Source organism: Halorubrum sp. SD626R, from assembly GCF_001261915.1.
Lineage (GTDB): Archaea > Halobacteriota > Halobacteria > Halobacteriales > Haloferacaceae > Halorubrum.
Map to the genome: position 1 here is coordinate 1 of NZ_CVRT01000088.1, position 23,702 is coordinate 23,702.

Here is a 23,702-nt window from a genome sequence, read left to right on the forward strand (position 1 = left end):
ACCACCCATAGACACTTCCCTCCCAAGAGACGCGGATCGTCATCCAGCGAGCGTGCCGCGTTTCGGCGTCGTCGCATCACGCGATCGAAAACGCAAGCGAATTTCAATATTGAGACGCCCACCCGTAAGTTTATCAATTTTGTCGCTGAAGCTAACGCTATCGATGGCCGTTCCGACGGATTCCGACCACGAGGTCACGGTGCGACTGTCCGCGGCGGGACGGCCGCCGGTTCGGGAGGGTCCGTCGCCGGAGCGGGTGGTCTCCGTGCTGTTCGACACCGGGATCGAGGAGTGGCGGCGCGGCTGGCGCGGGTCGCCCGAACCGGGTCCGACGAGAGAGGCGATCGTCTCCGCGAGCGACACCACTCGCGGAGCGGTCGGAACGACGCAGGTCGTCCCGAGTCGGCGGCTCGCGTACACGATGCTCGACGGGTCGACGGACCTCGACAGCGTGGCGGACGCCGTCTCGGCGCACGTCGTCGACGTCGAGGGAGCGGCGCCGTCCGTCGTCGTCGACGACGTGACTCCGGTGCTCGTCGACCGTGGCCTCGACGCCACTGGGTCGTTCGTCGCGGCGCTGGGGAGTCTCAGCGATGTCGCCGAGGTAGTTGTCGGCTGCTCGTACCGTCTGGAGGCGGCCGCGGACGTCCGATCGCTGTTCGATCCGACCGACGTCTCGGACCCCGTCGATCACCCGGTCACCGGGGCCCTCGATCGACTGCGGCGCGACGATCCGACGACGTTCGGGTACGTCCGTCGCCACTGGGCGGAGGCGCGCGACGGGATCGAGCGCTGCACGCGGAACTACCCGCAGTCGAAGCAGGTGCACGCCGCCCTCTCCGATCCGGCGACGACGCCGCGAACGCTCGGCGCGACGCTGTCGGGGCTGGTCCGGCTCGACGTGCTCGACACGTGGGGCGAGACCGTCGGATCGACGCGATACGACCTCACTGCCTACGATCCCGACCGAATGTGGGCGGTCGGCGCCGCCCTCGCGACGTCGTCGGAGGAGCGCGACGCGGACGACGAGTCGGCGACGGTCGGCGACGACTGAGCGGTCGCCCCGTCGCCTCGGCCGCCTCACTTCGCCTGATCCCCCGGTTCCGCGCCCGGCGCGTCGAGGTCGTGTGAGACGACGGTGCCGTCCGGTTCGAGCGTGACCGTCCCGAGCGTGACCGTCGCCCCCGCTTCGAACCGGTCGGCGACGGCTCCGAGCACCGACTCCTGGTCGAGTAGGTCCCAGACGGTCTCGGCGACGAGGGACTGGAACGCTTCGGGATCGGTCCACCCGGAGTCGACGTCCGACGGGACGCGGACGACGAACCGGAGCTCCTCCTCGGTGAGGCGGATCCCCACGCCGAACGTGTCTGCGCACATGCGCGAGGATTTGAACCGGAGTCGCAAATCACCGTCGGGAGGCGGCCGGACGCGCCGCACCGTCTCGAAACCGGTAAGCGGCGGCGGCCGGAACCCACCGCCGTACCGATGTCGACCGACCCGCGGATTCCGCCGGCCGCCGCCCTTGCGCTCGCGGTCGTCGCCGTGAGCGCCGGAGCGATCCTCGTCAGGCTCAGCGAGGCCCCGAGCTCGGTGGCCGCGTTCTACCGCGTCCTGTTCACGACGCTGCCGCTCCTCCCGGTCGCGGTCTGGCGGTATCGGACCGAGTTCGCTCGTATTCGACACCGCGATCTCGCGTTCGCGGCGCTGTCCGGCGTCGCGCTCGCGCTCCACTTCGCCGCCTGGTTCGAGAGCCTGGAGTGGACGAGCGTCGCGGCGAGCGTCACGCTCGTGCAGGCCCAGCCGGTGTTCGTCGCGCTCGGCGCGTGGCTGCTCCTCCGGGAACGCGTGACGCGCCGAATGGCCGTCGGCATCGCGGTCGCGGTCGCGGGGATGGCCGCGATGTCCCTCGGCGACCTTCTCGGCGGGGTGCTCGTCGGTCCCCGGCCGCTCTACGGGAACGGGCTCGCGCTGTTCGGCGCCGTGACCGCGGCCGGCTACGTCCTCGCCGGCCGCTCGCTCCGGCAGCGCGTCTCGCTCGTCCCGTACGTGGTCGTCGTCTACGGGGTCTGTACCGTCTCGCTCCTCGGCGTCGTCCTGGTCCAAGGCCACCCGCTCGCCGGATACCCGTCCCGCGAGTGGGCGCTCTTCGCGGGGCTCGCGCTCGGGCCGGGCCTGCTCGGTCACACCGTCCTCAACTGGGCGCTCGCGCACGTCGAGTCGAGCGTCGCCTCCGTGTCGCTGCTCGGCGAACCGGTCGGCGCGACGCTGCTCGCGTTCCTCTTCCTCGCCGAGGTGCCGACGCCCGTCACGCTCGTCGGGGGCGCCGTCGTCCTCGCCGGAATCGCGCTGACGTCGACCGGCACGGCGAGTTGACGTTCTCACGCCCGATATTCGGGCGTTAACGTTGAAATGTGGCCGACGCGATCACCCCGTATGCACCGTCGTTCCGTCGTCGCCTACGTGGGCGAGGACACGGCCCTGCGCGACCGCGTCGCGGACGCGGTGGCGGCCGCGTGGAGTGACTCCCCTTCGCCCGAGTTCGAAGGGGTCGAACCGGCGGAGTTCCCGGAGGCCGCGGCGGAGGCTCCGTCCCCGCTGAGCGACGCCTGCGGGATCGTCGCCACGGTCGACGCCCTCGCGTCGGAGCGGACGCGGCGCCACGTCGCGGCGACGCCCGAGACCGTCCCCGTCGTCGTCGCCGTCGAGGAGACGGGGATCGAGACGGTCCGCGCCCTCCTCACCGCCGACGTGGACGATGTCGTCGTCGTCGACTCCGACGACCGGTCGGGGGCGGACTCCGACGACGGCGCGACCGATCCCCTCGTCGAGCGCCTGCGAGACGCGGTCGAACCCGCGCTGACGCGGCTCGGCGGCGACGACGTGGCGCGGCTTCGCGAAGTCCTGCTTGACGCGGGAACCACCCTAATGAGCACGAGGTCGGACGAGGTCGAAACCAAGATCGTCTGGACGATGGAGAACGTCGGACGACAGGTCGCGATCGACCGGATCGTCTGTTACCTGGAGGACGGGGACGCGTTCGAGCCGGCCTACCACTGGTCGTCAGGCGGATGTGACCCCGACCCGAAACCGTTCGAAGCGTTCCCCGACCCGGAGGCGCTCTCCACGTTCGAGAACGTCGTCCGTCCGCCGGTTCGGGCCGCGGGAGCCGGAGAGAGGAGCGCGGATGTCAAAGAGACCGGAGAGAGCGGCGCGGCGGTCGTGGGAGCCGACGCCAGCGACGCGGACGCCGACTCCCCGCCGGCGACGGTCCACGTGCCGCTCGTCTCGGAGTGGGAGCTGATCGGCGTCCTCGCGTTCGAGACCGACGATCCGCGCGCCTGGACCGAGGAGGAGGTCGCGGCGTACCGCACCTTCGGCGACCTGATCGCCCACACCATCGCGCGGAACGAGCGGCGGCTCGAACTCCGCCGCCAGACGGAGCGGCTCGAACAGTTCAGCGCGGTGGTCTCGCACGACCTCCGGAACCCGCTCAACGTCCTCTCCGGCTACCTCGACCTCGTCGCGGACGACGTGGAGCGCCCGAAGTACGAGGCGATGGAGCGCGCGGTGCTCCGGATGGAGACGCTCATCGACGACCTCCTCATGCTGGCGAGGCGCGGCGACGCGATCGACGAGACGGAGTCCGTCCCGGTCGCGGCGATCGCGGAGGACGCGTGGAGCTCCGTCCGGGCGCCGGACGCGACGCTGACGGTCGCGGACGACGCCGCTCGCGTGGAGGCCGACCCGAGCCGCCTCCGACAGCTCTTCGAGAACCTCTTCCGAAACGCGGTCGATCACGGCGGGAGGGGCGTCAGCATCGAGGTCGGCGTCGAGGACGACCGCTCGGGCGCCCGGGGGCTGTACGTCGCTGACGACGGCCCGGGGATCCCGCCCGACGCGCGCGACTCCCTGTTCGAGTCGGGATTCTCGACCGCGGGGAGTTCCGGCCTCGGGCTCGCGATCGTCGACCGGATCGCGGACGCCCACGGCTGGGGACTCGACGTCCGCAACGACGGCGGCGCGGTGTTCGAGCTCTCGTTCGAGGCGGAGCCGGCGACCGCCCCGGCCTGATCGCTCGGTCGCCCTGCTCCGACCGGTTGCGTTGAGGTTCCCGGTCTCGCCGCGATCCCCCCCTCGGACTCCCTACGACTCGAACCGGTCGATCGTCCGTCGGTGTCGGTCGCGGAACATCCCCTCGAACCCGACCTTCGCGAACGGACCGGCGACGTCGCCGAGCGGCCCGAGCGGTAGCCGATACGAGACGGTGTCGACCAGGAGCGTCTCCTCGCCGTCGGCGTAGAAGGCGTGCGTGTGCTCCCACCGCCGGAAGGGGCCGCCGACCATGTCGTCGACGAAGCGCGCGCTCCCCTCGACCGGCACGTCGCCGTCGGGCGCCCGCTCCGTGATCCGCGAGACCCATCGCTGACGGGGGCCGACGCCGAACGGCCGCATCGACATCCGTATCCTCGATCCCTCGGCCAGCACCGCCGGGTCCGGTTCCCCGTCCGGTCCCTCGACGCCGGCGACGCGGAGGTTCATCCAGTCCGGCGTGAGCGCCCGGAGGCCGTCGATCGTGGAGTGAAAGGCCCACACCTCGTCGATGGGGGCGGGCACGCGGGTCGTCCGGCGGTACGTCGGCATACCTCCGTTACGTGGCGACCGGGCAAAAACCCCCCTTCGCCCGTGGGCGTTGCCGGGGGCTCGGTCTGCCCGCGGCTCGCCCCGCGAGCCGCGCGTTTTCGCCTCGATCCGCCGACCTCATCTCGCCGCGCCGGTTCGGTTTCGACCCGCCGATACCGAAATCGGAATACCGCTGCGACCCCACCGGATCCGTAATGGAACGAGGCGCGATCGACGTCGCGGACCTGGCCGGCCCGTTCGACCTGCAGGCGACCGCCGAGAGCGGCCAGAGCTACCTCTGGAACCGCGCCGACGGGGAGACCTACGCGGACCTCCACGCCCACGGCGGCGACGAGTGGTACGAGACCGTCGTCGCGCCGATTCCCGGCCTGATAGACGAGCGGGTCCCGCTGCGCGTCAGGCAGGAGGGCGGCGTCCGCGACGGGACCCTGCACTGGGAGTCGACGGTCGACGCCGTCCCGATCCTCGAACACCTGTTCCGGCTCGACGACGACCTCGACGCGATCCTGGACGCCACCCCGGACCTCCCCCTCCTCGAACGGGCGTACGACGCGTACGAGGGGATGCGGCTCACTCGCGACCCCGTCTTCCCGTGTCTGATCTCCTTCATCTGCTCGGCGCAGATGCGCGTCGCGCGGATCCACGGCATGCAGCGCCGTCTCCGGGAAACGTACGGCGACGTCGTCGAGCTGGACGGCGAGGCGTACCACGCGTTCCCGACGCCAGAGCAGCTCGCCGCCCGGACCGAAGGCGAGCTACGCGACCTCTCGCTGGGCTACCGCGCGCCCTACGTCCAGCGGACGGCCGAGATGGTCGCGTCGGGCGAGGCCGACCCGCTCGCGGCCGCGGACCTGCCGTACGAGGAGGCGCGCGAGTCGCTGACGCGGTTCGTCGGCGTCGGCGACAAGGTCGCGGACTGCGTGCTGCTGTTCTCGCTCGGCTTCCTGGAGGCGGTGCCGCTCGACACCTGGATCCGGACGACGATCGAGGAGTACTACCCCGACTGCGAGCGCGGGAACTACGCCGAGACGTCGCGCGCGATCCGCGAGCGATTCGGCGGCGAGTTCGCCGGCTACGCCCAGACGTACGTGTTCTACTACCTCCGAGCGGGCGGCGAGTGAGTCCGGGCTCGCGCCCGTGCCCGACTCCGGGGCCGTCGATCCGTCGTTCCGCCGCTCTACCTCGTCACCGTGCCGTCGCGCCGTCGTTTCGACGAGGCGACCTGTCGGCCGAACCTTCATACTCGTTCGTGCGGTACACGCCACTGAGATGGACTGCCGAGTCGTCGTGGAGGCCGCCGTCCCCGTGTACGACGTCGGGACCGCCGACGAAGCCGTGCGGATCGCGATCTCGAAGACCGGCGAGATGCTGAATCCGGACCTCAGCTACGTCGAGATCGACACCGGGAGCCGCGCGTCGCCGGCGGGCGAGGAGCTGCCGCCGGCGTTCGTGGCCGCCGACGAGGCGCTCGTCGCCCTCGAACTCCGCATGGACGTGTTCAACGTCGAACGCGCCGAACACGCCAGCCGGGTCGCGCGAAAGGAGATCGGACAGCGCCTCCGGAACATCCCGCTGAAGGTGCTCGATGTCGAGGAGATCGAGTCCGACAACCAGGCCGACGCCGACGACGAGTCTAAGGGCGCGAGCGACTCCGACTCGCCGTTGACCGACGACCGGTAACCGACCACCCTCCACGGAACCGTCCGACCACGGCGGAGTGACGCCGGAATCCGAATTGCGGCGCCGGACATGGTGTCGTCACTACGGGAGCGACGAGCGGTCGAGAATGGGAGCGAACTCTCAGTCCGCTGTCGGGGCCAGCGGCTCCGACTCGGACTCGTCCATCGGCTCGGTGATCCCCTCAGTCAGCTTGAAAACGGCCGCCTTGTGGTCCGTCTTCGACTTGTGAATCGATGTCGGTTTGACGCCCAGTTCCTCGTACGCGTCCAGATCGACGTCCTCGTCCCAGAACTCGCACTGTTTTCGTACCTCCGCGAGAAGGCCGTGAAGATGAATGAGCTCCTGCTTCTTCATGAGTAACAGCCCTTTGCTACCGGAGGTTTATATTATTATCTTGAGTCACGTTACCATGGGTACCTCACGTATTCGCCGTTTTCGGGGCGTAGATCGCCCTTTTCGGGTTATCGATCGGGAAGGTTCGAGCGGAGAATATCCGAGAGCGCGGACGGCGAGGCGGCCGCCGCCGCGGCTCACTGGAACTGCTTTACGGCTTCGAGATCGCGCTCGGTCCGCATGAACTCCGTCAGCCGGCGGGTCGCGTGGCATCCGGGACAGCTGAAGTTCGAGCGGAGATCCTGGAGGTCCGCGGGGTTATCCTGCCACTCTTTGGTACACTCCGGACAGACGAGTCTGACGAACGCGTCGACCATAACCGGACGTACACGCGGCCGACGTAAAAACGTACGTGGCGAGCGGTTCCGACACCGGGACGGCGAGCGACCGACGCGAGAACGCCGGATCCGACAGGCGAAGTCGACGCGAAAAAGACGGATCGAACGGAAGAGAGCGACGCGGAGAGATATCGAGCGCCGGATTTCAGGCCGCAATACCCTCGCTCGCTTCGAGGAGCTCCTTGTACCGGTTCCGGATGGTGACCTCGCTGATGTCGGCCACCTCCGAGACCTGGCTCTGGGTCACCTTCTCGTTCGAGAGGAGCGCGGCGGCGTACACCGCGGACGCGGCGAGCCCGACCGGGGACTTCCCGCTCGTGATGCCGGACTCCTTCGCGCCGTCGAGGAGCTCCCGGGCCAGCCGCTGCGTCTCCTCGGAGAGCTCCAGCCGCGAGACGAACCGCGGGACGTAGCTCTCGGGGTCGGCCGGCTGGACGCGCAGCCCCAGCTCGCGGACGACGTAGCGGTACGTCCGCGTGAGCTCCATCTTGTCGACGCGGGAGACGGCGGTGAACTCGTCGAGGCTCCGCGGGTTCCCCACCTGCCGGGCGGCCGCGTACAGCGACGCGGTCGCGACGCCCTCGATCGAGCGGCCGGGCAGGAGGTTCTCGCTCAGCGCGCGGCGGTAGATAACGGAGGCGGTCTCGCGGACGTTGTCCGGGAGCCCCAGCGCCGACGCCATGCGGTCGATCTCGCCGAGCGCCTGCTTCAGGTTCCGCTCCTTGGAGTCGCGGGTGCGGAACCGCTCGTTCCAGGTGCGGAGCCGCTGCATCTTCTGGCGCTGCCGGCTCGACAGCGACTTGCCGTAGGCGTCCTTGTCCTGCCAGCCGATGTTCGTCGAGAGCCCCTTGTCGTGCATCATGTTCGTCGTCGGGGCCCCGACGCGGGACTTGCTGTCCCGCTCGCCGGAGTTGAACGCGCGCCACTCCGGCCCGCGGTCCACCGAGTCCTGCTCGACGACGAGCCCGCAGTCGTCGCACACCGTCTCGCCGTGCTCCGTGTCGGTGACGAGGCTCCCGCTACACTCGGGGCAGACCGTCGTCCGCTCCGCCGCCGTCGATTCCGACTCCGTCTCCGACTCGTCCGTCTCCGTCGCTCGGCTTCGGTTCGCTCGCTCTCGCTCCGTTTCTCCGCCGTAGTCGCGCGTGTGTGTTTCTGTCATGGGTTCTCTCCGATCGAACTCCCGACCGAAATACTGGTGTCGGGCGCGCCGATTCGTTAACCAATAGTAAGTTGCCAGAGTATATAAACATACCGTGTGTTGAGTTATCAGTTACCTCAGTAAAACACCTCTATAGGGCCGAAAACGGACGTTTTGGATCTCTCGCGGTCCTCGTTGCGGTTCCCGAGACGCAGACACCGCGAGAGTCACCGTATATAAATCATGCCGGAAAGACGGGGGCGCTTTCGCCCCGCGTTACCGGTTCCGGCTCACCGGGAACGCCACTCGGTCGGGCGCGTCGTTGAATCGCTCGAGGATCCGCTCGTACAGCCGGTTCTTCACGCGCTGTCCCCGGCGCGGGTGAGTGAGGTACCGGACGCGGAGCTCCACCCACGACTCGCCCTGCGTCACGTTCACCGTCGGCCGGTCGTGCACCTCCAGCTCCACCGGCGTCTCCGCGAGCGCCTCGCGGTACGCCGCGATCCCGGCGGCCATCTCGTCGCCGAGCAGATCGGTCGTCTCCTCGACCATGACCTCGCACGCGAAGTCGAGATCCGTCTCGTAGGCGACCTGCACGCCCACCTCGTTCCAGACGTACGGGGAGCCGCCCCCGCCGAAATTGACGACGTTCGAGGAGAGCACGACGCTGTTCGGCACCGTCACCACCCGTCCCGACGGCTGGTTCGTCGTCACCAGCTCGCCGTTGATCTCCCACAGCGTCGTCACGAGGAAGTCGACGCCGATCACGTCCCCCTTCGCGTCGTCGATCCGGACGCGGTCGCCGACGCCGTAGGGCTGTTTCACCGTGATGTACACCCACGCGATGAGCGACAGGAGCGGCTGCTGGAGCGCGAAGGTGACCGCGAACCCGATGACCCCGAGCGAGAAGAGGAGTCCGAGCCAGTTCTCGGTCAGCACCGCGAGCGTCGCGACCGTGCCCACGAACCCGAACGCGAGCCGCAGGAGGTTGCGCGTGTTGTACGCGCGCCGCTTGTTCGCCGACCGCATCAGCAGCTGGACGGCGAGGAGGTACGAGCCGTACAGCACGCCGAACACCGCGACGACGAGCAGCGTCCGCCCGACGACGAGCGTCGCCGGGTACCCGATCAGGTCGGGCCAGCCGCCGAACGCCCCCGTCGTCGTCACGAGTCCGCCCGCTACGCCGGCGGCGACGCCGACGGCGACGGCGCCGAGCCCGAGAGGTCGTCTCACGATGGTCAGTCCCGGGCGACCGGCAAAACGGTTGTGACGGCGGCCCGTTACGGTCCGACCTCGGCTCTCCCTACTCGCCGTCGACCGCGACCCGCGCTATCGCCCCCGCCAGCACCTCGGTCGCGGCCGCGCAGTCCGCCCAGTCGGTCCACTCGCGGGGGCTGTGCGAGACCCCGTCGCGCGAGGGCGCGAACAGGAGGGCGGCGTCGGTGACGCGGGCGACGCGCATGGCGTCGTGCGCCGCGCCGGAGTGGAGGTCGAGCGCGACCCGGTCGGCCGCGTCGGCCGCGGCGTGAGCGACCCCCCGAAGCCGGTCGCTCATCGCCGTCGGCGCCACGTCGAAGGGCCGCTCGAACGACGTCTCGACGCCGCGCTCGCGCTCCAGGCGGGCGAGCGACTCGCGGGCGGCCGCGACGATCGCGTCCACCGACTCGGCCTCGACGTCCCGAACGTCCACGCCGGCGTCGACGCGCCCGGGAACGACGTTGGTCGCGTTCGGCGAGACGGACAGCGACCCGACGGTGCCGACCGCGGAGGCGCTCGACTCGTCGACGACTCGGTTCGCGGCCGCCTCCACGTCGAGGACGAACTCGCTCGCGGCCGCGAGCGCGTCGGTCCGGTCCCCCATCGCGGTCGCGCCGGCGTGGTTCGCCTCCCCCTCGATCGTCGCCTCGCAGTGAGTAATCCCCGTGATCGTCGTCACCACGCCGACGTCCGCGCCGGTCTCCTCCAAGACGGTGTCCTGCTCGACGTGGAGCTCGTAGAAGGCCGCCCACGTCGCGGGGTCGATCGCGTCGTCGCCGCGGTAGCCGATCCGGTCGAGCGCCTCGCCGAGCGTCTCCCCCGCCTCGCTCTCGCGCGCGAGGGCGGCGTCGGCGTCAGTCACGCCGGTCGCCACCGACGAGCCCAGTAGCCCGTCGCCGAACGTGGCCCCCTCCTCCTCGGTGAAGCTGACGACGCCGACAGGGCGCGCCGGCTCGACGCCCGCGTCCCGCATCGCCCGCACCGCCTCCAGCGCGGCGTACACCCCGAGCGGGCCGTCGAAGATCCCCCCGTCGAGGACGCTGTCGAGGTGGCTCCCGCTCACGACGGGCGCGGCCGCCGAGTCCGCGGAGTCGGGGATCCACGTCCCGAGGACGTTGCCGACCTCGTCGACGGCGACGTCGAGGCCGGCCGCCATCAGCCGCTCCACCAGCCGGTCCCGGGCGGCCGCGTTCGCCTCGCTCCCGGTCCGGTTCGTTCGCCCGCGCTTCTCCGGGTCGTCGTGCTCGACGCGACCGAACGCCGCGTTCGCCTCCAGGTCCGCTCGGAGGCGGCCGGCGTCGACTGACGGATCCATGCGCGGATCGGGGCGCCGCCGCACCAAAACGGTTCGTGCTCGGGGACGAGACCGGACGCGGCTCCCGCCGGTCGCTTCCTCGACGCGGCTCGCGCCGGTCACTCACTGGACCCGACCGCCGCCGCGAGGGCGCCGGCCGCGCCCCCGAGGGTCAGGCTCAGCGCGGTCACGAACGCGAGCGCCGCGGCGAGGTCCGGCCCGGCGGCGACGCCGCTCACCGCCGACACGGGGACGCCGTCGGCGTCCGATATCGGGGCGACACCGCCCGCCGCGTGGCGCGTGAGCGGCACGCGCGAGACGGCGCGCAGCGCGAGCATCGCCGGGAGGTATCCCAGCGCGGTGGCCGCCCCGGCGACGAGTCCGTTCAGTTCCTCGGCGACCTCGAGGTAGCGAACGGCCGCCGCGCCGCCGAGCCCGGTGATGAGCGGGACCCCGCGGAGCGGCCACAGCGCGGCGTCGGCCTGTATCAGCGGGTGGCCGTAGACGACGAGGTTCGACGGTCCGGATCCCGTTCGCGTCTGCACCCAGTGGGCGTCGAAGAGGAACCAGACCGTCCCCTCGACCGCCGATATCGGTCCCCCGACCATCCATCGGGCCACTTCGGAGTCCCCGGGCGACACGCCTGCGACCGCGAGTCCGACCCACGTCGCCGCCAGCCCGACCAGGGCGGCGGCGCTCCCGCAGGCGACGACGACCGGAAGCCAGCCGGAGGGGAGGGTCACGAACGACCAGAGGGTGGTTCGCCCGTCCGCCGACATCGCGGGCCGGTCGTTCCCGGGCGATCGTCATATGCCTTGTTCCGGCTCGCGGCGCGGCTCGGTTCGCGGCCGGTCGTCGCCTCCGGTCCGACGGTCCCGCGAGGGCAACCGATTTGGGCGTCGCCTGACCACCTCGCGTATGAACCGCGCACGCCTCGACGAGACGCTCGCCGACCTCGACGCCGACGGCTACCTGCTCGACGCGTCACAGGAGGACGCGAACCAGCTGTACCTCTCCGGGTTCACCGGCCCGGACCCGTTCCTGACGCTGTACGCCGACGGCGAGGTCCACCTGCTCGTCTCCGGGCTGGAGTACGGGCGCGCGAAGACCGAGTCGACGGCCGACGCGGTCGAGCGTCACGCCGACTACGGCTACGAGTACGGCGGCCGCGAGGAGCGGTACGACATGTACGCCGACTTCGTCCGCGACAAGGGGGTCGAGTCGGTGTCGATGCCGCCGCGCGGTCCGGTCGGCACCGCCGACGCGATGCGCGAGCGGGGGGTCGACGTCGCGGTCGACGGCGACGACCTCGTCCGCGAGGCCCGGGCCGTGAAGACCGACGAGGAGATCGACGCGATCCGCGAGGCGCAGCGCGCGAACGAGGCCGCGATGCGCGCCGCTGAGGAGCTGCTCGCGGGCGCGGAGGTGGCCGGCGAGGACGCGTCCGCCGACGGCAGCGCCGACGCGGCGCCCGGGACGCTCCTGCTCCTGGACGGCGAGCCGCTCACCAGCGAGCGCGTCGCCGAGGAGATCGAGGTGACGCTGCTCCGGCACGGCTGCGCGCTCGACGAGACGATCGTCGCCGGCGGCGCGCAGGCGGCCGACCCCCACGACCGCGGCTCCGGCCCGCTCCGGGCGAACGAGGCGATCATCGTCGACATCTTCCCGCGGTCGAAGGCGACGAAGTACAACGCCGACATGACCCGGACGTTCTGCGTCGGCGAGCCGCCGGCGGCGCTCCGGGAGCGGTACGAGCTCACCGAGCGCGCGCTCTCCGCCGCGCTCGACGCCGTCGAACCGGGCGCGACCGGCGAGGACGTCCACGCCGCCGCCTGCGAGGTGTACGAGGCGGCCGGCCACCCGACGTTAGGCACCGACCCCGAGACGGAGACGGGGTTCATCCACTCGACCGGCCACGGGATCGGCCTCGACGTCCACGAGTCGCCGCGGCTCGCGAGTGGGGGCGGCGAGCTGGAACCGGGCCACGTAGTCACCGTCGAGCCGGGGCTGTACGACCCCGAGGTCGGCGGCGTCCGGATCGAGGACCTCGTGGTCGTCACGGAGGACGGGTACGAGAACCTCACGGAGTACCCGGTCGCGTTCGAGGTCTGACGGGGCGTCGACTCCGCGGCGTCCGCGGTCCGGTCGCACACCACACCCGGCCCGGCTGGCCGCGACCGGAACCCGCTTTGTCCCGGGTCGAGAACGATGCCCGTGAACTGGCGGTACCGGCACACGGCGCTCGCCCTCTGCACGCTCGCGTTCACCGCGACGATGGTCGCTCGGCTGTCGATCAGCCCGCTCGTGCCGCGGATCACCGCCGAGTTCGGCGTCACGAACGCGACCGTCGGCCTCGCGCTCTCCGGGATGTGGCTGGCGTACGCGCTGGCGCAGTTCCCCTCGGGCGTGCTGGGCGATCGGTACGGGGAACGCGCCGTCATCCTGACCGCGGTCGGGGCCACCGCGGTCGCCTCGCTGCTCATCGCCGCCTCGCCCTCTATCGCCGTCTTCATGCTGTTCACCGTGGTCCTCGGCGCGGGCGCCGGCCTCCACTACTCGGTGGCGACGACGTTCCTCGCCAAGCAGTTCGACGACATCGGCCGGGCCATCGGCGTCCACGTCGCCGGCGGGCCGATCGCCGGGCTCGCCGCGCCGCCCCTCGCCGCCCTCGTCGGCTCGCGGTACGGCTGGCGCGCCGGGATCCTCCTCGGCGTCGCGGTCGCGGTGCCCGTGTTCGCCCTGTTCGCGTGGCGGGTGCGGCCAACTGACCCGGGCCGCCCCGACCAGGCGATGCGCGAGCGGTTCGCGCTCGGGTCGCTCGCGGAGCTGCTCTCGCGGCCGCCGATCCTCTACACGACCGCGCTGGCGACGATGGGCGCGTTCTCGTGGCAGGCGACCGCCTCCTTCCTCCCGACCTTCTTAGACGTCGGAAGCGACCTCTCGACCGCGCTCTCGGCGCTGCTGTTCTCGCTGTACTTCCTCGTCCACGGCGGGACCCAGCCGTTGACGGGGTCGCTTTCCGACCGGTTCGGCCGCGACGCGACCGCCATGGGAACGATGAGTGCCGGCGTCCTCGGCTACGGGCTCCTCGTCGCGACGGCGCGGTTCGACCTCGGCCTCGGCGCGACCGTCGGGGCGGTCTGTCTCGTCGGCGTGGCGATGTCGTGGGGGGCGCCCGTCCAGTCGCGGTTCATGGACCTCCTGTCGGACGCCGAGCGCGGCGCCGGGTTCGGGCTCGTCCGGACGGCCTACATGGTGCTCGGCGCGTCCGGCAGCGTCGTCGTCGGGACGCTCTCCGACGTCGCCGGCTGGGGGGTCGCGTTCGGGCTGTTGGCCGGCGTGATGGCGCTGGGGCTGGCGACGCTGCTCGCGAATCGGCTGCTCGGGCTCGGCTACTGAATCGCGCGGCGTCCGCGAAAATATCGGATCCCGCCTACAGCCGGTCGTCCTCTAAGCTCCCGGGGTCCTCGGCGGTGTCGAACATGTTGTTCTCCGCGCCGTCGAGCATCTCGTCGCGCGGCTCGTCGTCGACGACCGAGACGTTGTACGCCTCGATACCGGAGGCGATGAGGTCCTCGGCGGCCTGTTCCTCGGAGACGAACTCCTGGTCGGCGAGCTGCTGGAACTCCGCGTAGACGTCGTCCGAGAGGTTCAGTTCGAAAGTCGGCATATCCCCTCGTTCCGCCCGGACGCGTTTAAGCGTTCCCTCGCGAGCGACGGCGACGGGTTACAAATCGCGCCACGCGCCGAGGAACCGCTGCACCGCGGTCAGGTGCCCCACGGCGGCGAACAGCGCGAGTAGGAGTCCGACGACGTTCAGGCCGGCGACGATCGGCGCCGAGTAGACCGCGGCGACGAGGCCGACGATCCCCATCAGCGCGAGCCGGTCTGCCCGGCCTAACAGCCCGCCGTACTCGCGGCCGATGCCGACCGCCTGGATCTGGGTGCCCATGTACGAGGTCATCAGGACGCCGGTGACCGCGAGGAAGCCGAGCGCGTACGCTCCGACCCCGACGGTGAACCCCGCGATGACCGCGATGTCGGCGTAGCGGTCGAGCACGTGATCGAGGAGGTCGCCGCCGTCCGAGGAGACCTCCAGGTGACGGGCGAGCGCGCCGTCGACGAGGTCGAGCCAGCCGTTGAGGAGGACGCAGACCGCGCCGGCGACGTAGAAAAGGGGCTCGCCCACCGCGAACGCGCCCGCGGCCGCGACCGCGACGCCGAACGCGAGGGCGCTCACCTGGTCCGGCGAGAGCCCGAGCCGGGCCGCGGCGCGCACCCACGGCCCGAGCAGGCGGTCCGCGACCGAGCGGTACCGGTCGAGAGTCATCTACCGTCCCGACCGTCCCGGGTCATATATAATCGATGAAGTCGACGGTGCCGGCGCTCGGCTCCCGCTCGCCCTCGATCGCGGCGCGGATCTCGTCGGCGACGGCCGCCGGGTCGCGGTCCGTCGTATCGATCTCGTAGACGTTCTCGACGCCGTGCTCCTCCACGGCTTCCGAGAGGATCACGTCGAGCGCTTCGCTCTCCGCATTTTCAGTCGCGGTCGCCTCCGATTCCCCGCGCTCGCGGAGCCGCGCCTCGACCGTCTCGGGGCGACAGCGCAACACGACGACGCGGTCGGCGTCGAACCGGTGCGCGAGGTGGGAGTCGAGCACGCCCGTCCAGTCGCCGAGGCGCTCGCGCACCGCGTCGAGGTCGGCGACGAGCGTGTCGCGGTCGGCGTCGCGTTCGGTCCAGAGGGCGTCGTCGCCCTTTATCAGGTCGTTGAGGTGGATCACGTCGTACTCGTCCGCTAAGCGGGCCGTCGCGGTCGACTTGCCGGTCCCGGGGGTGCCCGTCACGGCAACGCGGGCGGGGGTCGTGCCGCCGGCGGCCGAGTCGCTGTCGTTCGCGGACGACTCTCCGCTCACGCTCGGACACCGAGCCCGAGGTCGGCGAGCGTCTCGTTGAGCCGCTCGACCGCCTCGCGCGTCTCCTCGCGGGTCCCGGTCGAGATCCGGACGTGGTTCGGGAGCCCGAAGGAGGTGCAGTCGCGGATGATCACGCCGCGCTCCTGGGCCGCGTCGGCGAGCCGCTCCGCGTCGCCGACCTCGGCGAGCACGAAGTTCCCCGCCGACTCGACCGCGGGGGCATCGAGCTCGTCCGCGATGTACTCGCGGGCCCACCGCGCCGACGCGACCGACTCCTCGACGTGGGCCTCGTCGTCGAGGGCGGCGAGCGCGGCCCGGCAGGCGAGTTCGTTCGCCGCGAACGGGGTGTTCACCCGGGCGTACGACGCGCCCCACGACTCCGGGACGACGCTGTAGCCGATCCGGAGCCCCGCGAGCCCGTACGCCTTCGAGAACGTCCGGAGCACCGCCACGTCGTCGCGCTCGTCGGCGAGCGGGATCGCGCTGTCGACCGCGGCGAACTCGCCGTACGCCTCGTCGACGACGACGAGCGTCTCCTCGGCCGTCGCGTCCGCGATCGCCTCGACCTCGTCAAGCGGCATCGTGGAGCCGGAGGGGTTGTGCGGGGAGGTGACGTAGACGACTCGCTCGCCCGCGTAGGCGCTCAGGACCGTCTCCGCGTCCTGCGCGAAGCCGTCGGCCGGGGTGAGGTCGTACTCGGTCACCTCGCCGTGATGGTACCGTGCGGACATCCCGTAGTAGGCGAAGCCGGGGCTCGGCACGAGGACCTCGTCGCCGGGCTCCAACGCGGCCCGCGCGAGGTAGTCGATCGAGCCGTCGGCGCCGGGCGAGACCCACACCTGCTCGGGCGCAACGCCCCACTTCTCCGCGATCTTCGCGGTGAGGTCGGTGTGCGAGGACTTCGGGTACTGGTGGACGCGGTCGGCGTGCTCGCGGATCGCCTCGACCGCCGCGGGACTCGGGCCGTGCGGGTTCTCGTTCGAGGAGAGCTTGATCAGGTCGTCGGGGTCGATCCCGCGCTCGCGGGCGACCTCCTCGACGCCCCGGCCCGGGACGTACTCGGAATGGTCGGAGAGATCGCGTGGTTGCATGGTACTGCGTCGGGGAGGCTCGGGCTTAAGCGTGGTCTTGACCGTCGCTCACGACCCGCCGTCGTCGCCCCCGGCGAGCCGTCGCTCCGCCGCCGCGACGATGTCGGGTCGACCGGCGAGTTCGACCGCGACAGTCTCCCCGGCGTAGTCGACATCGGAGACGACGCCGCGGTCGTACGCCCAGGAGAGCGCCGCCTGCGCGTCGCCGCCGTTCGGAACGGTCACCGTCGCGGTCGCGGTCGGGAGCGCGTCCGCAACCGCGTCGATGAGGTCCCCGAGTCCGGCGCCGTTCCGAGCGCTGACCGGAACCGGGGACCGGAGCGACCCCGCGACCGGTACGTCGCGACCGCCGAGCGTCCCGGCGACCGACTCGCAGGCGTCGGCCGCGGCGTCGAGGTCGTCCGGGTCGACCCGGTCGACCTTGGTCAGGACCGGGATCACCGGTCCGTCCGTCGCCTCGATCGCCGACAGCGACGTCCGGAGCTTCCGTCGGACCGCCGCCGGCCCCTCGCTCGCGTCGACGACGAGCAGGACGCAGTCGGCGCGGCGAACCGCGTCGAGCGTCGCGCGGAACGACCGGATCGCCTCGTGCGGGAGACCGTCGAGGAACCCGACCGTGTCGGTGACGACCGCTCGGCGTCCCCCGAGGGTCGCCCGCCGCGTCGCCGTCGAGAGCGTCTCGAAGGGACGGTCGCCGGCCGACAGCGACCCCCCGGGACCGCCCGCGGTCGACGTCCCGTCCGGATCGTCTGCGCCGTCCGGGTCCTCCGGATCGGCTGTGCCGTCCGAGTCGTCCACACGCTCCGGGTCGTCCGCGTCGTCGGCGAGCCGGCGCGCGAGCGTCGACTTCCCGGCGTTGGCGTAGCCCGCGAGGGCGACGAGGTCGAACCCGGCGTCCCGCCGCTCGGCCCGCCGTTTCTCGCGGTCGTCGCCGAGCCGGTCGAGCGCGCGCTCGGCGGACTCGATCCGCCTCTCGACGTCGCGGACGCGACCGTCGCCCTCCGGTCGGAGCCGGACGTCCTCGCTCGAATCGCGCGCGGCGGTCTCCCGGAGCCGCGGGAGCTCGTACCGGAGCCGGGCCAGCTCGAGCTGCAGGTCCGCCGTCCGGGAGTCGGCCGCGTCACCGAACAGCTCCAGCGCGAGCCGCGGGCGGTCGACGACCGCGGTGCCGGTCGGCAGCAGGTCGCCGAGCGAGAACGTCTGCCCCGGCGACAGGGAGCCGTCGTAGATCACCGCCGCCGCGTCGGTCTCGGCGGCGAGTCGCATGAGGTCCTCGGCCGCGCCGCGACCGAGCCCGTACGTGGGGTCCTCGCGGCGCCGCTGGGTGACCTCGCCGACGACCGCGTAGCCGGCCGCGGCCGCCAGCTCGCGGATCTCCGCCGTGTCCGGCTCGGCGTCCCTCGATCGAGCGGCGACGACCGCCGGGTCGGCGTCGGCGCGCGGACCGTCGGCCGAGTCGCGGCCCCGGCTCTGGAGGGCTGTATCGTCGGACTCTGGCTCGTCCGCGGTGGTGTCGTCTCGTGACATTCGTCCGGGCTCGCAGGCGCGTCTCCGATGTCGGCGACCGGCGGGGAAGGAACCGGCCTCCGTGGCGATCGGTTCCGACGCTTCGGGCATAAGCGTTCACCGGAAACCCGGTGTGTGACCCGGACACAGGGAGCGCGGGACGGCGGGGTACCGCCGTCGCTCAGGGGACGCGCACGTCGTGTTCGAGCGTCCCCACGCCCTCGATATCGACCTCGACGGTGTCGCCGTCGGCGAGCGCGCCGACGCCCTCCGGCGTCCCGGTCGCGATCACGTCGCCGGCCTCGAGCGTGAGGTACGTCGTGATCTCCTCGATCAGGGTCGGCACGTCGAAGATGAGGTGCTCGCGGTCGCTCGACTGCTTCGTCTCGCCGTTCACCCGGAGCTCGACGCTCGCGTCCGCCGGGACCTCGTCCGGCGTCGCCATCACGGGACCGAGGGGGGCGGCGTTGTCGAACGCCTTCCCGCGCACCCAGTTCTGCTCCCGGTTTTGGTCGTCCCGGTTCGACACGTCGTTCATGCAGGTGAAGCCGGCGACGACGTCCATCGCGTCGTCCGCGTCGACCGCCTTGCACTGCTCGCCGATCACGACCGCGAGCTCCGCCTCCCAGTCGATCCGGTCTTTCCCCGCGGGGACGGTGACCGTGTCGCCGTGGCTCGCCAGCGCGTTCGGCGGCTTCAGGAAGAGGAGCGGGCGGTCCGGCACGTCGTTGCCGAGCTCGGCCGCGTGGTCGGCGTAGTTGCGCCCGATACAGACGATCTTCGTGGGGTCCGTCGGCGGGAGCACGTCGATCGCGGGGTCGTCGAGCGCGTACTCGTCGCCGCCGAAGGCGACGGCGTCGCTCTCGGGGTCGTATGTGCCTTCGCGGATCGATCCGGCCGGGTCGCGGAACCGTGCGCGGTGCATACCCGGCGTGGGGCGACCCGGACAAAAAGCGTTCCCGGTCGACGCAAGGGGTCGACCGCACACCTATTTGTGGGGGCCGGCCCGCCCTCCGGTATGGCCGACGACACAGCCGACGGAGAAATCGACGAGGGGAGCGACGTGGGAGCGCGCGACTACGACGACGTCCGATACGCGGTCAGCGAGGGGGTCGCGACGGTCACCATCGACCGCCCGGACGTGTACAACGCCTTCACCCGGACCACGGTCCTCGAACTCAACGACGCGGTGCGGCGGGCCGAGCGCGACGACGGCGTGTACGCGATGGTCCTCACGGGCGCTGGCGACGGCTTCTGCGCCGGGGCGGACACGACGGAGATGCCCGACTGGGACGATCAGTACCCGGAGGAGTACGGGGCGTTCCTCTGGCTCATCCAGCAGCTCGTCTGGCGGCTCCGGACGGCCGCGACGCCCTCGGTCGCCGCGGTGAACGGCCCGGCGATCGGCGCCGGCTGCGACTTCGCGCTCGCCTGCGACCTGCGCACGATCGCCGACGACGCGGTCATGCGCGAGGGGTTCGTCAACGTCGGGCTCGTCCCCGGCGACGGCGGCGGGTGGCTCCTCCCCCGGCTGATCGGCGAGTCGAAGGCGCGCGAGTACCTGCTCACCGGCCGGGACATCACCCCCGAGGACGCCGTCGACATCGGACTCGCCGTGGAGCGGGCCGAGGACGCGCTCGCGGCCGCCACCGCGCTCGCCGAGGAGATCCGCGACAAGCCGCGGACCGCCGTGCAGCACACGAACCGGCTGATCGATCCCCAACAGAGCTTCGATGAGTACTGTCGGAAGGCGACCGAGTACCAGTGGGACTGCGTCGTCGACCCCGAGCACGAGGAGGCGGTCGCCGCGTTCAACGAGAAGCGCGAGCCCGACTACGGCCGGTCGTACGACGAGTAGGGAGGCCGGACGCGAGCATCGGGGAGGTGGATCGCCGCGCTACCGCACGAAGGCCGGCAGCGGGCCGACCAGCGCTACCGCGCCGATACCGGCGGCACGCCGTCCTCCTTCAGCGCCCGAGCGATGGTGTTCAGCTGCATCTCGTCGGTGCCGGCCGCGATCCGGCGGCTCCGCGCGAAGCGGTAGAGGTACTCCAGCGGGTGGCCCCGCTGGTAGGCGCGGGCGCCGACGATCTGGACCGCCTCGCTCGCGACCTGCTCGACCATCTGCGAGCAGTGGAGCTTCGCGGTCGACGTCTGGAGCCGTGGCGGGGCGGGGTCGTGTCCCTGCGCGCCGGCGGCCGACATGTACACGAGCGACGCCGCGGTCTCGACGTTCCGGTACATCTCCGCGAGCCGCCACTCGATCCCCTGGAACTCGTCGAGCGGCTGGTCGAACTGCTCGCGGTCGCTCGCGTACGCCAGCGCCTGCTCCAACGCGGCCTCCGCCCACGCGACCGTGAGCACCGAGCTGCCGAGCCGCTCCCAGTTGAGCGAGACCAGCTGCTCCTTGAACGCTTCCTTCCCCCGAGTCAGGACGTGCGACTCGGGGATCACCACGTCGTCGATCGTGAAGTGCGTCTGCGCGTAGCCGGCCATGTTCGTGTACACCTCCTCGATCTCGACGCCGGGATCGTCGTAGGGGATCACGACAGACCCGAGCCCCTCCGGGAACTTGACCCAGGTGACCGCCGCGTCGCCGAAGGGGACGCCGCCGACCCAGGTCTTCTCGCCGTTACACACCAGCTCGCCGTCCTCCTCGGTCACCTCGGTCGACATCGACCCCACGTCCGAGCCCGCGTCGGGCTCCGAGATGGCGATGGAGACGAAGCTCTCGCCGGCGGTGACGGCGGGGAGGTACTCCTCCTTGACCGCCTCGGACCCGAAGAGGTCGATCGCCCGCGGCCCGACCATCCCCTGCATGTAGGTGAACCAGCCCGTGTCGGGACACTCCCGTCCGACCGCCTGCGTGAGGAGCATCGCCGCCACGTCGGAGCGGCCCTGCCCGCCGTACTCCTCGGAGATGGACGGACAGTAGAGGTCCGCCCCGGCGAGCCGTTGAAGGTTCTCCCACGGCACGTCGCCCTCCCAGGTGTAGGCGTCCTCGGCGAACTCCGCGGCGACCGCTTCGGCCCGCTCGGCGAACTCGCGCTGCTCGGCTGTTAGCGCCTGCATGGGCGTTGTTGTCGGGCAGACGCTGATAAGCGGTCTGGTCCGTTTCCCATCGCCCGGAACGCCGCCCGCGTCAGCCGTCGCGGGCGCTGTCGGTCGCCGCCTCCGATCCGTCGCCCTCCGCGTCGCCAGTCGATCCGTCGCACTCCGCGTCGCCGGTCGATCCACCGGTCTCGACGCGGTCCGTGGGCTCGACGCTCTCGACGCGGCCGTCCGCCTCCCCCTCGGAGCCGCCGAACAGTTCCGAACGGGCGCAGTCGGCGCAGTAGCGGTTCCGCTCCATCGCGTGCGTCCGGACCGGCACGCCGGCCAGGACCGTCTCGTCCCGCCGGCGGCGGACGACCCCGCGCTCGAACGACTCGCCGCAGACGACGCAGGGCGACTCGGTCCGCTCCGTCGCGGGCGTGACCCGGTGGTCGACGGTCCGCGTCCGCCCGAACCGTGAGCGGCCGTGCCGGCGCTTCAGCCGGCGCTCCGCGGGCGGCGTCAGCGTGAGCCCGACTAGCGCGAACGCGGCGCCGAACGCCGCGCCGAGGACCGACCCCTGTCCCGCGGAGACGGCGACGACCCCGGCGCCGATCAGGAGCAGGATACCGCCCAACAGGTAGCCGGAGAGGTCGACGAGCGGGTCGTCGTCGCCGCCGGGCGGGACCAGTTCCCCATCGGGGAGCGGCCCGTCGGCGACGCTGAGACGGCGCGTCTCGGCCAGCTCTGAGTAGTGGTACCAGCCGTACAGGAGGTTCCCCACGCCGCCGGTGGTCAACAGGAGGAGAACGTGGACCGGGATCGAGCCCACGTCCCTGTCGACGAGGACGACGCGGTCGCCGCGGTCCTCGGTGAGCTCCCAGCCGTCGTCGAGGTGGTCTCGCACCCGTCGCCGGAACGCGCGGTGCGCATCGGAGTCCGGTGGCTCGCCGCCCCGCTCCGTCGCGTGCCCGGTCGCTTCCGACCGGCGCGTCTCGGGCCGCGCCGCCCCGCAGTCGGCGCAGAACTCGTCTTCGGGGAGGAGCGCGGAGCCGCACTCGGAACAGTAGGCGGCGCCGGTCCCGGCGCGCAGGTCGGCCCCGCAGCCGGGACAGAAGTTCGCGTCGGGCGGCGGGACCCGTCCGCACTCGCGACACGGGTCGGTCGGGGAGGAGCTCTCGGTCCGCTCGGAGGGCATCGAACCGGGGTAGGGCCGGGCCGTTGTTAACTCCTCTCCCGAGACGTGCCGGCGCCGCGGATCTCAGCTCTTCGCCTTACCGGCGCCGGAGGCGGATCGAGACGTCGTTTCCGCCGAGGTCGTCGCTCGCGTCGAAGGCGAGCTCGCCGCCGAACGCCTCGACGGTCAGCTCCGTGAGCCAGAGCCCCAGCCCGCTCCCGTGGTGCGTCGGCGTGATCGACTCGCCGTCGCGGATCACGTCGCGCTCGTTCGGCGGGATCGGGGGCCCGTCGTCCTCCACGTGGAGGACCGCCCACTCCGCCGCGGTCGCGTCCGCCTCGTCGGCGGGCCCGTCCAGCCGGATCCGGACCCGCGGCGACGCGCTCGGGTTATGCTCGATGGCGTTGTCGACGAGGCTGTCGATGGCGTACCGGAGCCGGTCGTCGCCCCGCACCGTCTCCCCCTCCTCGACGGCGACCTCGATCGCGGCGCCGGGCGAGCGCGTCCGGTGGTCGTCGGCGACCGCGCGGGCCAGCGAGGCGACGTCGACGTCGGCGTCCTCGTCGGTCGGTCGCCGCAGGACCCGGTGAATGTGACCGGCTTCCTCCGCGAGCCGTTCGAGCTCGTGGGCCGCGCGCTCGACGGTCGCCGCCGACTCGGTCGTCTCGGCGTCCGGGCCGTCCGTCTCCGCCAGCAGCCGTGTCGTGTGGCCGGCGACGACGTTCGCGTTGTTCCGGAGGTTGTGACGCAGGATTCGGTTGAGCACCTTCAGCCGGCGCTCGTTCCGCGATATCTCCGTCAGGTCGGTGTACACCGCGAAGCCGCCGGAGCCGGTGCCGCCCTCGTAGGGTATCCCGCGGTAGAGGAACTCGCGGAGCCCGGTAGCGGTCTCGCGGGTCACCTCCTGATAGTTGACCTCGCCCGACGACGTGTTCGCGTCGAGCGCGCGCGCCTCGTCCAGCTTCCACTCCGGGACGACCCACTCGTTGAGCGGTTCCCCGCGGATCTCGTCGGCGTCGTACCCGAACACATCGACGAACGCGCGGTTCACCGACGAGACGACCGGCTCCCCGTCGACGAGGTCGAACTCGACCACCGCGTCCTGGACGTGCTCGATCAGGTGGCGGTAGCGGTCGGTTCGCCTTCCGTCGCCGTCGTCGTCGCGGTCGCCGGGTTCCTCACGTGCCATACCGAGGCTCCACTGTCACGGTCCGCCGTACGCGCATCCCGGTGGT

General features: G+C 71.5%; 25 protein-coding genes. 8 read left to right on the top strand and 17 right to left on the bottom strand.

Features of this window, described 5'->3' with window-relative positions; translation table 11 throughout:
- The first annotated feature begins 163 nt into the window (after positions 1 to 163).
- Positions 164 to 1,054, top strand: a complete 891-nt coding sequence (locus tag SD626R_RS09575) for a DUF7504 family protein (protein ID WP_176697303.1) — start codon at positions 164 to 166, stop codon at positions 1,052 to 1,054.
- A 26-nt stretch (positions 1,055 to 1,080) separates the two neighbouring features.
- On the opposite strand, the gene SD626R_RS09580 is transcribed toward SD626R_RS09575, so the two are convergent.
- Positions 1,081 to 1,377, bottom strand: coding sequence for a DUF8124 family protein (locus SD626R_RS09580; RefSeq protein ID WP_092566050.1), 297 nt, complete (start codon positions 1,375 to 1,377; stop codon positions 1,081 to 1,083).
- Positions 1,378 to 1,485: 108 nt separating this feature from the next.
- Between SD626R_RS09580 and SD626R_RS09585 the strand changes: the two genes are divergently transcribed.
- Positions 1,486 to 2,373 carry a DMT family transporter gene (locus tag SD626R_RS09585; RefSeq protein WP_092566052.1) on the top strand — a complete coding sequence of 296 codons (888 nt, stop codon included), beginning with the start codon at positions 1,486 to 1,488 and terminating at the stop codon, positions 2,371 to 2,373.
- A 60-nt stretch (positions 2,374 to 2,433) separates the two neighbouring features.
- A complete protein-coding gene (locus SD626R_RS09590) occupies positions 2,434 to 4,071 on the top strand; it encodes a sensor histidine kinase (protein ID WP_092566054.1) in 1,638 nt (545 codons plus the stop codon).
- Between the two features lie 72 nt (positions 4,072 to 4,143).
- Here SD626R_RS09590 and SD626R_RS09595 read toward each other — a convergent pair whose 3' ends face one another.
- Complete coding sequence (locus SD626R_RS09595; protein ID WP_092566056.1) at positions 4,144 to 4,641, bottom strand: SRPBCC family protein; 498 nt, start codon at positions 4,639 to 4,641, stop codon at positions 4,144 to 4,146.
- A gap of 194 nt (positions 4,642 to 4,835) precedes the next feature.
- On the opposite strand from SD626R_RS09595, the gene SD626R_RS09600 reads away from it, so the two are divergent.
- Positions 4,836 to 5,762: a DNA-3-methyladenine glycosylase family protein gene (locus tag SD626R_RS09600; protein WP_092566058.1), complete on the top strand. Its 927-nt coding sequence runs from the start codon at positions 4,836 to 4,838 to the stop codon at positions 5,760 to 5,762.
- A gap of 148 nt (positions 5,763 to 5,910) precedes the next feature.
- Positions 5,911 to 6,321, top strand: coding sequence for a DUF555 domain-containing protein (locus SD626R_RS09605; protein WP_092566060.1), 411 nt, complete (start codon positions 5,911 to 5,913; stop codon positions 6,319 to 6,321).
- Positions 6,322 to 6,441: 120 nt separating this feature from the next.
- Here SD626R_RS09605 and SD626R_RS09610 read toward each other — a convergent pair whose 3' ends face one another.
- The 6 genes from SD626R_RS09610 to SD626R_RS09635 form a co-directional block, all read right to left on the bottom strand.
- Entirely contained in the window at positions 6,442 to 6,675 is a 234-nt protein-coding gene (locus tag SD626R_RS09610) for a UPF0058 family protein (protein ID WP_092566062.1), read from the bottom strand.
- Positions 6,676 to 6,851: 176 nt separating this feature from the next.
- Positions 6,852 to 7,031 (bottom strand): DUF7836 family putative zinc-binding protein, encoded by a 180-nt coding sequence (locus SD626R_RS09615; RefSeq protein WP_092566064.1) that lies wholly within the window; start codon positions 7,029 to 7,031, stop codon positions 6,852 to 6,854.
- Between the two features lie 166 nt (positions 7,032 to 7,197).
- Complete coding sequence (locus tag SD626R_RS09620; RefSeq protein ID WP_092566066.1) at positions 7,198 to 8,214, bottom strand: transcription initiation factor IIB; 1,017 nt, start codon at positions 8,212 to 8,214, stop codon at positions 7,198 to 7,200.
- A 255-nt stretch (positions 8,215 to 8,469) separates the two neighbouring features.
- Positions 8,470 to 9,426 (bottom strand): mechanosensitive ion channel family protein, encoded by a 957-nt coding sequence (locus tag SD626R_RS09625; RefSeq protein WP_092566068.1) that lies wholly within the window; start codon positions 9,424 to 9,426, stop codon positions 8,470 to 8,472.
- A gap of 70 nt (positions 9,427 to 9,496) precedes the next feature.
- Complete coding sequence (locus SD626R_RS09630) at positions 9,497 to 10,765, bottom strand: Zn-dependent hydrolase (RefSeq protein WP_092566070.1); 1,269 nt, start codon at positions 10,763 to 10,765, stop codon at positions 9,497 to 9,499.
- Between the two features lie 98 nt (positions 10,766 to 10,863).
- Entirely contained in the window at positions 10,864 to 11,523 is a 660-nt protein-coding gene (locus SD626R_RS09635) for a hypothetical protein (protein WP_092566072.1), read from the bottom strand.
- A gap of 139 nt (positions 11,524 to 11,662) precedes the next feature.
- On the opposite strand from SD626R_RS09635, the gene SD626R_RS09640 reads away from it, so the two are divergent.
- Complete coding sequence (locus tag SD626R_RS09640; RefSeq protein WP_092566074.1) at positions 11,663 to 12,856, top strand: M24 family metallopeptidase; 1,194 nt, start codon at positions 11,663 to 11,665, stop codon at positions 12,854 to 12,856.
- 102 nt (positions 12,857 to 12,958) lie between these two features.
- Entirely contained in the window at positions 12,959 to 14,143 is a 1,185-nt protein-coding gene (locus SD626R_RS09645) for an MFS transporter (RefSeq protein WP_092566116.1), read from the top strand.
- 34 nt (positions 14,144 to 14,177) lie between these two features.
- On the opposite strand, the gene SD626R_RS09650 is transcribed toward SD626R_RS09645, so the two are convergent.
- The 6 genes from SD626R_RS09650 to SD626R_RS09675 all read right to left on the bottom strand — a co-directional run bounded on the left by SD626R_RS09650 (position 14,178) and on the right by SD626R_RS09675 (position 19,182).
- Positions 14,178 to 14,414: a DUF7120 family protein gene (locus tag SD626R_RS09650; protein WP_092566076.1), complete on the bottom strand. Its 237-nt coding sequence runs from the start codon at positions 14,412 to 14,414 to the stop codon at positions 14,178 to 14,180.
- A 57-nt stretch (positions 14,415 to 14,471) separates the two neighbouring features.
- Positions 14,472 to 15,074, bottom strand: a complete 603-nt coding sequence (locus tag SD626R_RS09655; protein WP_092566078.1) for a CDP-alcohol phosphatidyltransferase family protein — start codon at positions 15,072 to 15,074, stop codon at positions 14,472 to 14,474.
- A gap of 22 nt (positions 15,075 to 15,096) precedes the next feature.
- Positions 15,097 to 15,660 carry an adenylate kinase family protein gene (locus SD626R_RS09660; RefSeq protein WP_092566080.1) on the bottom strand — a complete coding sequence of 188 codons (564 nt, stop codon included), beginning with the start codon at positions 15,658 to 15,660 and terminating at the stop codon, positions 15,097 to 15,099.
- Entirely contained in the window at positions 15,657 to 16,751 is a 1,095-nt protein-coding gene (gene hisC, locus SD626R_RS09665) for a histidinol-phosphate transaminase (RefSeq protein ID WP_092566082.1), read from the bottom strand. The genes SD626R_RS09660 and hisC overlap by 4 nt, the downstream gene beginning before the upstream one ends.
- A 48-nt stretch (positions 16,752 to 16,799) precedes the next feature.
- Positions 16,800 to 18,278, bottom strand: coding sequence for an HflX-like GTP-binding protein (locus SD626R_RS09670; RefSeq protein ID WP_092566084.1), 1,479 nt, complete (start codon positions 18,276 to 18,278; stop codon positions 16,800 to 16,802).
- A 160-nt stretch (positions 18,279 to 18,438) separates the two neighbouring features.
- A complete protein-coding gene (locus SD626R_RS09675; RefSeq protein ID WP_092566086.1) occupies positions 18,439 to 19,182 on the bottom strand; it encodes a fumarylacetoacetate hydrolase family protein in 744 nt (247 codons plus the stop codon).
- A 93-nt stretch (positions 19,183 to 19,275) separates the two neighbouring features.
- Here SD626R_RS09675 and SD626R_RS09680 point away from each other — a divergent pair, with 93 nt between their 5' ends.
- On the top strand, positions 19,276 to 20,115 hold the full coding sequence (locus SD626R_RS09680; RefSeq protein WP_092566088.1) for an enoyl-CoA hydratase/isomerase family protein: 840 nt from the start codon (positions 19,276 to 19,278) through the stop codon (positions 20,113 to 20,115).
- 74 nt (positions 20,116 to 20,189) lie between these two features.
- Here SD626R_RS09680 and SD626R_RS09685 read toward each other — a convergent pair whose 3' ends face one another.
- The 3 genes from SD626R_RS09685 to SD626R_RS09695 form a co-directional block, all read right to left on the bottom strand.
- The gene (locus tag SD626R_RS09685; protein WP_092566090.1) at positions 20,190 to 21,329 is read right to left on the bottom strand and encodes an acyl-CoA dehydrogenase family protein; all 1,140 of its coding nucleotides are present in this window, start codon (positions 21,327 to 21,329) and stop codon (positions 20,190 to 20,192) included.
- Between the two features lie 70 nt (positions 21,330 to 21,399).
- The gene (locus SD626R_RS09690; protein ID WP_092566092.1) at positions 21,400 to 22,488 is read right to left on the bottom strand and encodes a zinc ribbon domain-containing protein; all 1,089 of its coding nucleotides are present in this window, start codon (positions 22,486 to 22,488) and stop codon (positions 21,400 to 21,402) included.
- Positions 22,489 to 22,564: 76 nt separating this feature from the next.
- Positions 22,565 to 23,656: a sensor histidine kinase gene (locus SD626R_RS09695; protein WP_092566094.1), complete on the bottom strand. Its 1,092-nt coding sequence runs from the start codon at positions 23,654 to 23,656 to the stop codon at positions 22,565 to 22,567.
- Positions 23,657 to 23,702: the final 46 nt, after the last annotated feature.